The sequence below is a fragment of the Cupriavidus sp. FW216-B1 genome, from assembly GCF_058789195.1.
The window spans coordinates 114334-125704 of record NZ_JBYTEL010000021.1; the positions used below are offsets into that span (position 1 = coordinate 114334).

Below are 11371 nucleotides of genomic sequence, written 5' to 3' on the forward strand. Positions count from 1 at the left end.
GGGGCCGGGGGAGAGGGCGGGCGCTCGCGCATGCTGAAAGCTTTCACTTCGTGGTGGCGCTGGCCCTCTCCCCCGACCCCTCTCCCGCAGGCGGGAGAGGGGAGACCACGGGCGGCGCGTTGATGTTGCCGGCGCGGGCTAACCCGGCGCGCGCGGCGTCCCGGTCTCGCCGAACGCCTCGTCGTCGTTGCGCTCGGGCGCCACGATGGCGTCGGTCAGCGGCACTTCCACGTGGATGGTCACGCCGGCGCCGGGCCGCGAGCGGATGTCGATGGTGCCGCCGAGCGCGATCACGCGCTGCTCCATGCCCAGCAGGCCGTGGTGCCCGGCCGTGCGGCGCGTCTCGAAATCCTCGGGCAGGCCGCGGCCGTTGTCGCTGACCTCCAGCGTGAGCATGCCGCCGCCGTCGTCCAGCGTGATGGTCACGCGCTTCGCCTCGGCGTACTTGCTGGCGTTGGTCAGCGATTCCTGCACGATGCGGTAGAGCGCGATGGCGGCATCGTCGCGCAGCGGCGGCACGCTCTCGCCGAGCAGCACGTCGGCCTCCCACTGGTTGCGCGCGGCGACTTCCTCGGCCAGTTGGCCGATGGCTTCCTTCAGGCCCAGGTTGAGCAGCACCGTGGGCCGCAGGTCCTCGATCAGGCGCCGCTTGATCTGGATGCCCTGGTCCACGTGCAGCATCACGCGGGTGAGCTTTTCCTTCACGTCGGGATGGGTGTCCTCCAGGCGCCGGCGCACCCAGTGCATGTCGAGCTTGGTGGCGGTCAGGATGGCGCCGAGCTCGTCGTGCAGCTCGCGCGCCAGGCGCGTCTTCTCGTCCTCGGTGACGCGCTGCAGGTGCGAGGCCAGCGCCGACAACTGGCGCGTGCGCGCGCGCACCATGCGCTCCAGGCGCGCGCTTTCCTCTTCCAGCTCGCTGCGCGCGGCTTCGGACACCGCCATGCGGCGCGAGTGCTGCAGGCCGACCACGACCAGCAGCACGATGTTGATGGCCGTCAGCAGGCCGATGCCGTAGCGCGACAGCGCCAGGTCGCGGTCGGCGTACTCGAGGCTGCGCGAGACCGAGGCGGACTCGCGCGCGAGCAGCGCCTCGAGCCCGCGCCGCGCGTTGTCCATCGTCTGCTTGCCGAAGTCCGTGCGCACCAGGTCGAGCGCCACTTCCACGTCGCGCTTGCCGTAGATCAGCGTCAGGTCCATCTCGGTGAGCTTGCGGTTGACGGCGGTGGACGCCGCGGCGAACAGCTTGAGCGATTCGGGATCGTTGGCGTAGCGGTTGCGCAGCGCGCTCATCAGCGCATTGATGCGCGGCAGGGCCTGGTAGTAGGGCTGCAGGTAGTTTTCCTTGCCGGTCAGCAGGAAGCCGCGCTGGCCGGCCTCGGCATTGACCAGCTCGCCGATCAGCGAGGTGATCTGGCCCTGCACCTGCTGCGACTGGATCACCTGGGTATAACCCTCGCGCAGGCGGATGTTGCCCGCCTCGGAGGCCATCAGCACCACCACCGTCAGCAAGATGCCGCCAGCCAGCAGCAGCGTGGAGCGCAGCATGGACTGCTTGAACATTGTCGTTTCCCGATGCCGGGGCGGGGCCGGGACTGCGCCGGCACGCGCCGGCGCCGGGCGGTGGGGCATGCCGGCCGCGCACCCTGTCGGCGACGATGGAAGCATATCGGCGCGGCCCGGTCAACCTGCCGCGCGGCGCCGGTGCCCGCCGGCCCGCGCCGGCATTGGCCTTGTAGGAATCCGCTGACACCGGAATCGGTGGCGCGGGGGTGCCTGCGCCGGGGCGCGCTTTCTACCATGAATCCATGAGCTTGCGCCTGCCGCGCGAGCCGCACAGCGCAGCAAGGAGAAACGCCGATGCTCAAGTGGGCACTGATCTTCGCAGTGGTTTCCGTGATCGCGGGCCTGCTCGGCTTTACCGGCATCGCCGCCGGGGCCGCCGGCATCGCCAAGATCCTGTTCTTCATCTTCGTGGTGCTGTTCGTGCTGTTCCTGGTCCTCGGCGTGACCGTGTTCAGGGCGGTGAAGTAGCAGGCGCCGGACAGACCGCGGAACGCCGCCGCAGCACCCGCGCGCGGGGCCGAACCCATCCAGGGAGCCGTCATCATGTTGCACTACGCACTCGTATTTTTCGTCATCGCGCTGATCGCGGCGCTGTTCGGCTTCGGCGGCATCGCCGCGGGGGCCGTCGAGATCGCCAAGATCCTGTTCTTCATCTTCCTGGTGGTGGCGTTGGTGACGTTCGTCATCAGCCTGGTCAGGCGATAGGCGCCGCGGGAACGATGGCCAGGACAGACATGGAGGGACAACGATGCTGACCCACAACCCGAAGGTCCGGAAGGAACTTGCGCACCTGGCCGACAGCGCCGGCAGCACGGTGCGCCAGATGCGGCATGCCGCGCGCGACACGCGCGGCGCGGCGCGCGACGCCGCCGGCCCGGTGGCCGAGGAAGTGCGCTCGCTGATCGCGCAGCTCGAGCAGACGATGGAAGTGCTGGGGCGCGAAGGCTCGTCCGAGGCCGTGCAGGCCGGGCGGCGCCTGCAGGACCGCGCCAGCGCGCTTGGCGAGCACCTGCGCCAGGCCACGCTGGATGGCGCCAGCCGCGCCCGCGAGCGGGTCGACCACGCCGTGGAGGGCGTGCAGCAGCGCGTGGTCGAGTCGCCGCTGAAGGCGCTCGGCATCGCCGCCGCGGTCGGCGCCTTCGTCGGCCTGCTGCTGGCGGTCAACGGCCGCGCCGGCCGGGGCGGCGGCGACTGACGCAGCGCGCGGCCCCCCGCGCTCCGGCCACGCGCCGCAAGCTAGGGCAGATTCTCGCCTTCGGGGCGGCGAATGCCGCATCGGGCGCCCCGAGGCCGCCGCCGACCGGTTTTGACTCCTTTCGACCCGCTTCGACCCGCTTCGACTCCTTTCGACCGCTTTGATCTTCACCCCCCTTCCGGATCTGCCTCCCTGATCCGGCAAGCCCGGCCGGCCCCGGCCGGGCTTCTTTTTTTCCGGCACCGGCCAGACGCGACAAAGCCCGCGTCAGCGGGCTCCGGCGGAACGGGAACAGCAAGGAACAACGGCAACGGCAGGGCGCGGACGGCGCCGCTAGACGCCCCACATCACTTCGGTGTTCTCGCGCTGCGAGGCGCGCAGCATGTCCAGGAACGGAAAGGCGCGCTGGCCCAGGTGCAGCGGCTCTTCCTCGTCCTCGTCGGCCTTGTCCGGCGACACGGCCGATTCCGCCGGGTGCGCCCGCCTGGCGTCGGCGACCGCGGCCTCGAGCTTGTGGATCGCGCGCGGCAGCTCATCGGCGGTGATCACCCCGCGTTCTCCCAGGTGCTTGCCGATAATCCCGAGTAGCGTGACGGCGAGATCCTTCATCATGATGAGGTCTTGCGCCGCGTGGGATTTGAAGGTGATCAGCATGATATTTCCTTTCCTTGGCTACAGCGAACTGACGAGACCGCGCGTCGTGTCCCGGAATCGGGCGGGGGCGCGCAGCGGCCGGTTTGGGGCGCGCTGCATGATGTCAGCATAGCACCTGATAAAATCCGCGTTCTGCAATTCATTGCCTGCCACGCGACGCGGCATCCACATGCCGCCGCGTGACGGTGCCGCCACGGCGGGACTGCCGCGCCGGCACCGTACAACTGCCCCCGGGGCCACGATACATCCATGCTGCCTGTTCAGACCACCAATCTCGCCGCCGCGTTCGACGACGCCGTGCGCGCCCTCGCCCCGGCCGGCGCCACGCTGCCCGCCGCGACCTTCGAGCGCCCCAAGGCCGCCGCCCACGGCGACCTCGCCTGCAACCTCGCCATGCAGGTCGCGCGCGCGCTCAAGCGCAACCCGCGCGAGCTGGCCCAGCAGATCGTCGACGCGGTCAAGGCCGACGCGCGCACCGCGGACCTGGTGGCCGGCATGGAGATCGCCGGGCCCGGCTTCATCAACCTGCGCCTGACGCCGGCGGCCAAGGCCGACGTGCTGCGCGCGGTGCTCCAGCAGGGCGACCGCTACGGCGCCCAGGCGCGGGGCGCGCGCGGCAACGTGCTGGTGGAGTTCGTCTCGGCCAACCCGACCGGGCCGCTGCACGTCGGCCACGGCCGCCAGGCGGCGCTGGGCGACGCGCTGGCCAACCTGCTCGACTGGCAGGGCTTCGCCGTGCACCGCGAGTTCTACTACAACGACGCCGGCGTGCAGATCCAGACCCTGGCGCTGTCGGTGCAGGCGCGCGCGCGCGGCCTCAAGCCGGGCGACGCGGGCTGGCCCGAGTCGGCCTACAACGGCGACTACATCGCCGACATCGCCGCCGACTTCCTGGCCGGCAAGAGCGTGCGCGCCTCCGACGGCGACGCCGTCACCGCCTCCGGCAACGTCGAGGACATCGACTCGATCCGCAAGTTCGCCGTGGCCTACCTGCGCAACGAGCAGGACATCGACCTGCGCGCGTTCGGCGTCAAGTTCGACCGCTATTACCTGGAATCGTCGCTGTACACCGACGGCAAGGTCGAAGCCGCCGTGCAGTCGCTGGTCGCCAAGGGCAAGACCTACGAGAACGAGGGCGCGCTGTGGCTGCGCACCACCGACGACGGCGACGACAAGGACCGCGTCATGCGCAAGGGCGACGGCACCTACACCTACTTCGTGCCCGACGTGGCCTACCACACCACCAAGTGGGAGCGCGGCTTCGCCAAGGTCATCAACGTGCAGGGCAGCGACCACCACGGCACCATCGCGCGCGTGCGCGCCGGCCTGCAGGGGCTGGAGATCGGCATCCCGGTCGGCTATCCCGACTACGTGCTGCACAAGATGGTCACGGTCATGCGCAACGGCGAGGAGGTCAAGATCTCCAAGCGCGCCGGCTCCTACGTGACCGTGCGCGACCTGATCGAGTGGAGCAACGGCGCCGAGGGCGGCGAGACCATCCGCGGCTGCCTGGAGGCGGGCGTGGCGGACTGGCCGTCGCACTTCACGCGCGGGCGCGACGCGGTGCGCTTCTTCCTGCTGTCGCGCAAGGCGGACACCGAGTTCGTGTTCGACGTCGACCTCGCGCTCAAGCAGAACGACGAGAACCCGGTGTACTACGTGCAGTACGCCCATGCCCGCATCTGCTCGATCTTCGAGTCGTGGGGCGGCGCCGGCTGGGAAGCCAGGCTCGCCGCGCTGGCCGGCACCGACCTGGCGCCGGTGACGGGCGCGGACGCCAGCCCGCAGGCGCTCGCGCTGGGGCAGCGCCTGGCCGATTTCCCCGACATGCTGGCCGCGGCGGCGGCGGAACTGGCGCCGCACGCGGTGGCGTTCTACCTGCGCGACCTCGCCGGCGACTTCCACGCCTTCTACAACACCGACCGCGTGCTGGTGGACGACGAGCCGGTCAAGCTGGCGCGCCTGGCGCTGCTGGCCGCCACGCGCCAGGTGCTGCGCAACGGCCTGGCGGTGATCGGCGTGTCCGCGCCGCAGCGGATGTAAGTCCCTGCTTACCGCGGCCGCGCCGGGCCGGCGGCCGCGCGTGTCGTCCTGACCACAGACAGTGATGCGTGTCACGGCGCAGGCTCTATAATCGCGCCATCACGCAAGAGGAATTCATGCAACAGCAACGCAAGCGCGCTCCGCGCAATGCCAGCCGCGCCCCGCAGCGCGGCGGTACGTTCCTGGGACTGGTGCTGGGCCTGATCGTCGGCCTGGCGATCGCGGTGGTGGTCGCCTTGTACATCACCCGTTCCCCGGCGCCATTCCAGCAGAAGAACGGACAGAAGCAGGCCGAGCCCGGCAACGTCGTCAGCAACCTGCCCGCGCCGGCGCAGGAAGCCCCGAGCGATCCGAACAAGCCGCTGTGGAGCAAGACCCCGGCCAAGCCGGTCGGCCCCGCCGCCGAGCCCGACCAGCCCGCCGGCCCGGCGCCCACGGTCAGGCCGGCCGAGCGCCCGGCGCCGCCGGTGGTCGCCACCCGCCCGGCCGACAAGCCGGCCGAGCGGCCTGCCGAGAAACCGGCCGACAAGCCCGCCGCGGTGGCGCAGAAGCCCGCCGACAAGGCGGCCGAGAAGCCCGCCGAGAAGGCGGTCGCCGACCCCATCGCCGAGATCGCCCAGGCCGACGCCAACAAGGTCGGCTACCTGCTGCAGGTGGGCGCCTTCCGCTCGCAGGACGACGCCGACCGCCAGAAGGCCAACCTCGCCATGCAGGGCTTCGAGGCCAAGGTGACGGAGCGCGAGGTCAACGGCGTCAAGCTGTACCGCGTGCGCCTGGGGCCGTACAACAGGATCGAGGACATGAACCGCTCGCGCGACCGCCTGCAGTCGTCGGGATTCGAGGCTTCGGTCATCCGCTTCACCAAGCAGTAAGCAACCGTAACCAAGCCGGCGCGCCGCCGCTGAACCGGAAAGCCCGGCCGCTGTCATACGCACATCGCCCATTCTCGAAAGCCGCGCCTTATGAAGAAACTCGCCACCTTGTTCGCCACGCTGGTCGCCGTGACCGGTTTCCTGATGAATGCGCCCGCGCAGGCCGCCGCGCCCGCCGCCGGCAAGGAATACCAGGTCCTGAAGGCGCCGCAGCCCGTCACGCCGGGCAAGATCGAAGTCACCGAGTTCTTCTGGTACGGCTGCCCGCACTGCTTCGACTTCGAGCCCGAGCTCGAGGCGTGGGTCGGCAAGCAGGGCAAGGACGTGGTGTTCAAGCGCGTGCCGGTGGCCTTCCGCGACGACCTGCTGGCGCACACCAAGATCTTCTACGCGCTGGAAGCGCTGGGCAAGCTCGACGTCATGCACGGCAAGGTCTTCAACGCCATCCACGTCGAGCGCAAGCGCATGCTCGACCCGAACGAGATCGCCGACTTCATGGCCAAGAACGGCATCGACCGCAAGGCCTTCCTCGACACCTACAACTCGTTCTCGGTGACGACCAACTCGCAGCGCGCCAACAAGATTGCCGACGCCTACAAGATCGACGGCGTGCCGACCATCGTGGTGCAGGGCAAGTACGCGACCTCGCCGTCCATCGCCGGCACCAAGGCCGCCGCCATCCAGACGATGGACTACCTGGTCGGCCAGGTGCGCGACAAGAAGCTGTAATCTTCCCCGCGGCGGCAGCCGGCCCGACGGCCGCGCCGCCGCCGGCCCGACCGGCAGCGCTGGCTCCCAGCCGCCGGACCGCATCGGGCGGGTCCGCCGGCATGGCCATGTTGCGGTTTTCCCCTGGACCCTTCCCATCCCGATGCGAGCTCAGAAAGTCTTCCTTACCGGCGCGTCGAGCGGACTCGGCCAGGCCCTGGCGCGCGAGTACGCCGCGCGGGGCGCCATCCTCGGGCTGGTCGGCCGGCGCGAAGCCGCGCTGCGCGAGCTCGCCGCCAGCCTGCCGAACCCCAACGCGGTGCGCGTCTATGCCGCCGACGTGCGCGACGCGGCCGCCATGCAGGCCGCCGCGCAGGACTTCCTCGATCATTTCGGCTGCCCCGACGTGGTGATCGCCAACGCCGGCGTGTCGGTGGGCACGGTCGCCAGCGAGCGCGAGGACCTCGAAGCGTTCCGCATGGTGATGGACACCAACTGGTTCGGCGTGCTCACCACCTTCCAGCCGTTCCTGCAGCCGATGCGCGCGCGCGAGCCCGGCGCCGGCGGCTGGCGCGGCACGCTGGTGGGCATCGCCAGCGTGGCCGGCGTGCGCGGCCTGCCCGGCGGCGGCGCCTACAGCGCGTCCAAGTCCGCCGTCATCAAGCTGCTGGAAAGCCTGCGCCTGGAGCAGCGCCGCGAGCGCATCCGCGTGGTCACGATCGCGCCCGGCTACATCCGCACGCCGATGACCGAGCACAATCCCTACCGCATGCCGTTCCTGATGGACGCCGACGTGTTCGCCCGCAAGGCCGTGCGCGCGATCGCCGCGGGCCGGCGCTTCGCCGTGTTGCCGTGGCAGATGGGCGTGGTCGCCTCCGTCCTGCACCTGATGCCGCGCTGGCTCTACGACGCGCTGTTCGCCCGCGCGCCGCGCAAGCCGCGCGGCCCGGACCGCCAGCCATGAGCTGGCAGGATGCCGCAGGCGCCTGGCACGGCGCGGCCGGCGGCGCGGTCCGCATCGCCTCGCTGGTGCCTTCCGTGACCGAGCTGCTGTTCGCGCTCGGGCTGGGGCCGCGCGTGGTGGCGCGCACCGGCTTCTGCGTCCATCCCGAGCCGGCCGTGCGCGCCGTCGCCAAGGTGGGCGGCACCAAGGACGTCCGGCTCGAGCGCCTGCGCGCGCTGGCGCCCACGCACGTCATCGTCAACATCGACGAGAACCGCCGCGAGACCGTCGACGAGATCCGCGCGTTCGTGCCGCACGTGATCGTGACGCACCCGTGCGCGCCCGAGGACAACCTCGCGCTGTACCGGCTGCTGGGCGGCATCTTCGGCCGCGAGGCCGAGGCCGGCGCGCTGTGCGGCGCGCTGGAGGCGGTGCTGGCGCAGGCGCGGGCCCGGCCGTGGCCGGCGCGCCGGGTGCTGTACGCGATCTGGCAGGACCCGTGGATGACGGTGTCGCGCGACACCTACATCAGCCGCATGCTGGCGCTGGTCAACTGGCGGACCTGGCCGGCGGCGCCGGCGCAGGCGTGCGTGGACGGCGATTGCAGCCGGCCCAACGCGCCCGATGCGCGCTATCCGAGCTTCCGCTGGAGCGACGCGCTGGTGCGCGATCTCGACCTCGTGCTGCTGTCCACCGAGCCCTACCGCTTCACCGAGGCGCACGCCGACGCGCTCGAGCGCCAGCTCGGCAAGGAAGTGCTGCTCGCGGACGGCGAGATGGTGTCGTGGTACGGCAGCCGCGCGGTGGACGGCGTGCGCTACCTGATGGACCTCGCCGCGCAGGTCTGACGCACCGTTCCGGCACGGCTGTCCGGCGGGGCCTCAGGTCCGGAACCGCACGATGCCGTCGTCGCCCACTTCGCGGCGCACTTCGCCCGCGTGCCACAGCAGGTGCAGGTGCGCCAGCGCCTCGCCCATCGCGAAGGTCATCTGGTGGATGTCGAACTGCCGGTTGAAGATCACGCCGACGATGTCGTGCGCGTTGCAGGCTGCCCGCGCGCACGCCGCGCGCGTCTCGGCCAGCCGCTCCACGTGGTGCTCGCGCAACTGGCGGATGCGCGTGTGCAGGTTGCGGAACGGCTTGCCGTGCGACGGCAGGATCAGCACGTCCTGCGGCAGCGGCTCGTACTTGCCGAGCGAATCGAGGTAGAGCCTGAGCGGGTTGGCCTCCGGCTCCATGTCGAACACGCTGACGTTGGTGGAGATGCGCGGCAGCACCATGTCGCCCGAGATCAGCACGTTGGTGGCGGCGTTGTACAGCGCCACGTGCTCGGGCGCGTGGCCGAAGCCGGTGATCACGCGCCAGCCCGAGGTGGCCGGGTCGGCGCCGATACGGACCGTGTCGCCGTCCATCAGGCGGCGGTACTGGCCCGGCAGGTCGGGCACCAGCGACGGGTAATAGCTTTTGCGCGCGCGCAGCTTTTCCAGGCTGTCGGGGTCGGTCAGGCCGTGGCGGGCGAAGTGGCTGGCGGCGAAGTCGCCGCCGGCGTTGGAGCCGGCGCCGGTGCCGCCGCCCATCACGCGCGCGTTCATGTAGTCGCCCAGGCTCATCCACAGCCGCACATCCCAGCGCTTGCACAGCCAGTGCGCCAGCCCGATGTGGTCCGGGTGGCAGTGCGTGGCCAGCACGCGCAGCACCGGCAGGCCTTCGAGCTCGTTGGCGAAGATGGTTTCCCAGTGCGCCTTGATGGTGTCGCTGGTGATGCCGCAGTCGATCACGGTCCAGCCGTCGCGCCCGTCGAGCCGGTCGCGCAGCAGCCACAGGTTGATATGGTCCAGCGCGAACGGCAGCGGCATGCGCAGCCAGTACACGCCGGGCGCGACTTCCTGGCGGGCGCCGGCGAGCGGCAGGGTGTCGCCGAACGGGTATTGGAGCTGGTGTTCGAGTGCGTTCATGAGCGTCTCTCCGGTCCGAAGCCCTGCGCGCGCGGCGCGGGCGGGCTTTCTTGTCATGGTGCCGCGGACCGCGGAGGCAGGCGCACGGCGTGGTTGCCACGGGTTTTGATTGACGCTAACGTTAACGTCAATCGGAACGGGCTTCCGCCATCTTAAGCGAAAACTTCATTCCGCAACGAACGACCGTTCACTTTTCACGGGCCACCATGCCAGCTTCGCCAGCTTCGCCAGCTTCGCCAGCTTCGCCAGCTTCGCCAGCCTTGCCAGCCGCGCCGACCTACACCATCACCGATCTCGCGCGCGAGTTCGAGGTGACTCCGCGCGCCATCCGCTTCTACGAGGACCAGGGCCTGCTGGCGCCCGAGCGCGAAGGGCCGGGCGGGCGCAAGCGCGTCTACAACGGGCGCGAGCGCACCCGCCTCAAGCTCACGCTGCGCGGCAAGCGCCTGGGCCTGACGCTCAACGAGATCCGCGAGATCCTCGATCTCTACGAGTCGCCGCGCGACACCGCGCCCCAGTTAGAGCGCTTCCTGCACTCGCTGGCGCGGCACCGCGGCGCGCTCGAGCGCCAGCTGGAGGACCTGCAGGCCCAGCTGGCCGAGATCGACCAGCACGAGCGGCAGTGCCGCGCGCTGCTCGCCGGGCAGGCCGCCGGACCGGGCGCTGAAGTCAAAAGCGCCTGATGGCCGTCTTTCTGGCGCTTGGCGCCGGATTCGATTGACGTTTACGTAAACGTAAATAAAATAGCTTCGCAATCCGTCATCCGTGCCGCCGCGCCATCGCATCATCGCGCCCAGCGGCCGGCCAACCCAGGAAACGCCATGCCCGCAGCCCCCGCTCCCGCCTCCGGCAACACGCTTCCCGCGGCCCGCGCGGACGCCATCGCCACCAGCTTTGCCCGCCAGGGCCTGATGACCACCTTCGGCGCCGCGCTCACGCGCATCGAGCACGGCGAGGTGGAGATCGCCATGCCGTGGTCCGAGGGCGTCACCCAGCAGCACGGCTTCTTCCACGGCGGCACGGTCGGCGCGCTGGCCGACAGCGCGTGCGGCTACGCCGCGCTGTCGATGGTGGCCGAGGGCGAGGCCGGGCTGACCGCCGAGTACAAGATCAACCTGCTGTCGCCGGCGCAGGGCGAGCGGCTGGTCGCCGTGGGCCGCGTGCTCAAGCCCGGCCGCACGCTGATCGTGGCGCAGGGCGACGTGTTCTGCGAGAAGGACGGCGCGCGCAAGCAGGTGGCCACCATGCTGATGACGCTGTGCGTGGTGCGCACGCTCGGCCACGTCTGACGACGGTCCGGCGCACAAAGACAACGATCGCGCGCTCACGCAATCACGCAATCACGCGATCACGATAAGGAGACCGACATGACAGAACTCCCCGGCCTGAACTTCCACCTCGGCGAAGACATCGACATGCTGCGCGCGAGCGTGCGCGA

General features: G+C 70.5%; 13 protein-coding genes. 10 read left to right on the plus strand and 3 right to left on the minus strand.

All coding sequences use genetic code 11. The features are described from left to right. Positions 1–138: 138 nt before the first annotated feature. Positions 139–1560, minus strand: coding sequence for a CHASE3 domain-containing protein (locus AC3WXD_RS29090; protein WP_020206331.1), 1422 nt, complete (start codon positions 1558–1560; stop codon positions 139–141). A 297-nt stretch (positions 1561–1857) separates the two neighbouring features. Here AC3WXD_RS29090 and AC3WXD_RS29095 point away from each other — a divergent pair, with 297 nt between their 5' ends. The 3 genes from AC3WXD_RS29095 (at position 1858) to AC3WXD_RS29105 (ending at position 2758) form a co-directional block, all read left to right on the plus strand. Then, positions 1858–2031 carry a DUF1328 family protein gene (locus AC3WXD_RS29095; protein ID WP_020206330.1) on the plus strand — a complete coding sequence of 58 codons (174 nt, stop codon included), beginning with the start codon at positions 1858–1860 and terminating at the stop codon, positions 2029–2031. 75 nt (positions 2032–2106) lie between these two features. Then, complete coding sequence (locus AC3WXD_RS29100) at positions 2107–2268, plus strand: DUF1328 domain-containing protein (protein ID WP_020206329.1); 162 nt, start codon at positions 2107–2109, stop codon at positions 2266–2268. 43 nt (positions 2269–2311) lie between these two features. Continuing rightward, on the plus strand, positions 2312–2758 hold the full coding sequence (locus AC3WXD_RS29105) for an ElaB/YgaM/YqjD family protein (RefSeq protein ID WP_020206328.1): 447 nt from the start codon (positions 2312–2314) through the stop codon (positions 2756–2758). A gap of 333 nt (positions 2759–3091) precedes the next feature. Here AC3WXD_RS29105 and AC3WXD_RS29110 read toward each other — a convergent pair whose 3' ends face one another. Next, positions 3092–3412 carry a DUF1840 domain-containing protein gene (locus tag AC3WXD_RS29110; protein ID WP_020206327.1) on the minus strand — a complete coding sequence of 107 codons (321 nt, stop codon included), beginning with the start codon at positions 3410–3412 and terminating at the stop codon, positions 3092–3094. 249 nt (positions 3413–3661) lie between these two features. On the opposite strand from AC3WXD_RS29110, the gene argS reads away from it, so the two are divergent. From argS to AC3WXD_RS29135, 5 genes are all read left to right on the plus strand, one after another. Beyond that, positions 3662–5455: an arginine--tRNA ligase gene (gene argS / locus AC3WXD_RS29115; protein WP_059414759.1), complete on the plus strand. Its 1794-nt coding sequence runs from the start codon at positions 3662–3664 to the stop codon at positions 5453–5455. A gap of 116 nt (positions 5456–5571) precedes the next feature. Beyond that, positions 5572–6327 carry an SPOR domain-containing protein gene (locus AC3WXD_RS29120; RefSeq protein ID WP_492325201.1) on the plus strand — a complete coding sequence of 252 codons (756 nt, stop codon included), beginning with the start codon at positions 5572–5574 and terminating at the stop codon, positions 6325–6327. Positions 6328–6417: 90 nt separating this feature from the next. Continuing rightward, entirely contained in the window at positions 6418–7056 is a 639-nt protein-coding gene (locus tag AC3WXD_RS29125) for a thiol:disulfide interchange protein DsbA/DsbL (protein WP_492325202.1), read from the plus strand. 142 nt (positions 7057–7198) lie between these two features. After that, positions 7199–7999 (plus strand): SDR family oxidoreductase, encoded by an 801-nt coding sequence (locus AC3WXD_RS29130; RefSeq protein ID WP_454730734.1) that lies wholly within the window; start codon positions 7199–7201, stop codon positions 7997–7999. Then, positions 7996–8826: a helical backbone metal receptor gene (locus tag AC3WXD_RS29135; RefSeq protein WP_492325203.1), complete on the plus strand. Its 831-nt coding sequence runs from the start codon at positions 7996–7998 to the stop codon at positions 8824–8826. The genes AC3WXD_RS29130 and AC3WXD_RS29135 overlap by 4 nt, the downstream gene beginning before the upstream one ends. 33 nt (positions 8827–8859) lie before the next feature. Here the strand turns inward: AC3WXD_RS29135 and AC3WXD_RS29140 are convergent, their stop codons facing one another. Beyond that, positions 8860–9933 (minus strand): MBL fold metallo-hydrolase, encoded by a 1074-nt coding sequence (locus AC3WXD_RS29140; RefSeq protein ID WP_492325204.1) that lies wholly within the window; start codon positions 9931–9933, stop codon positions 8860–8862. A 206-nt stretch (positions 9934–10139) separates the two neighbouring features. On the opposite strand from AC3WXD_RS29140, the gene AC3WXD_RS29145 reads away from it, so the two are divergent. Together AC3WXD_RS29145 and AC3WXD_RS29150 are read left to right on the plus strand one after the other, a co-directional pair. After that, positions 10140–10616: a MerR family transcriptional regulator gene (locus AC3WXD_RS29145; RefSeq protein ID WP_492325205.1), complete on the plus strand. Its 477-nt coding sequence runs from the start codon at positions 10140–10142 to the stop codon at positions 10614–10616. Positions 10617–10754: 138 nt separating this feature from the next. Further along, on the plus strand, positions 10755–11222 hold the full coding sequence (locus AC3WXD_RS29150) for a PaaI family thioesterase (protein ID WP_020206319.1): 468 nt from the start codon (positions 10755–10757) through the stop codon (positions 11220–11222). Positions 11223–11371 lie beyond the last annotated feature (149 nt).

What these genes read in the sequence shown, in the direction of transcription:
- AC3WXD_RS29090 (WP_020206331.1), bottom strand. Translation starts at nt 1,560, where the DNA reads ATGTTCAAGCAGTCCATGCTGCGCTCCACGCTGCTGCTGGCTGGCGGC.
- AC3WXD_RS29095 (WP_020206330.1), top strand. Translation starts at nt 1,858, where the DNA reads ATGCTCAAGTGGGCACTGATCTTCGCAGTGGTTTCCGTGATCGCGGGC.
- AC3WXD_RS29100 (WP_020206329.1), top strand. Translation starts at nt 2,107, where the DNA reads ATGTTGCACTACGCACTCGTATTTTTCGTCATCGCGCTGATCGCGGCG.
- AC3WXD_RS29105 (WP_020206328.1), top strand. Translation starts at nt 2,312, where the DNA reads ATGCTGACCCACAACCCGAAGGTCCGGAAGGAACTTGCGCACCTGGCC.
- AC3WXD_RS29110 (WP_020206327.1), bottom strand. Translation starts at nt 3,412, where the DNA reads ATGCTGATCACCTTCAAATCCCACGCGGCGCAAGACCTCATCATGATG.
- argS (WP_059414759.1), top strand. Translation starts at nt 3,662, where the DNA reads ATGCTGCCTGTTCAGACCACCAATCTCGCCGCCGCGTTCGACGACGCC.
- AC3WXD_RS29120 (WP_492325201.1), top strand. Translation starts at nt 5,572, where the DNA reads ATGCAACAGCAACGCAAGCGCGCTCCGCGCAATGCCAGCCGCGCCCCG.
- AC3WXD_RS29125 (WP_492325202.1), top strand. Translation starts at nt 6,418, where the DNA reads ATGAAGAAACTCGCCACCTTGTTCGCCACGCTGGTCGCCGTGACCGGT.
- AC3WXD_RS29130 (WP_454730734.1), top strand. Translation starts at nt 7,199, where the DNA reads ATGCGAGCTCAGAAAGTCTTCCTTACCGGCGCGTCGAGCGGACTCGGC.
- AC3WXD_RS29135 (WP_492325203.1), top strand. Translation starts at nt 7,996, where the DNA reads ATGAGCTGGCAGGATGCCGCAGGCGCCTGGCACGGCGCGGCCGGCGGC.
- AC3WXD_RS29140 (WP_492325204.1), bottom strand. Translation starts at nt 9,933, where the DNA reads ATGAACGCACTCGAACACCAGCTCCAATACCCGTTCGGCGACACCCTG.
- AC3WXD_RS29145 (WP_492325205.1), top strand. Translation starts at nt 10,140, where the DNA reads ATGCCAGCTTCGCCAGCTTCGCCAGCTTCGCCAGCTTCGCCAGCTTCG.
- AC3WXD_RS29150 (WP_020206319.1), top strand. Translation starts at nt 10,755, where the DNA reads ATGCCCGCAGCCCCCGCTCCCGCCTCCGGCAACACGCTTCCCGCGGCC.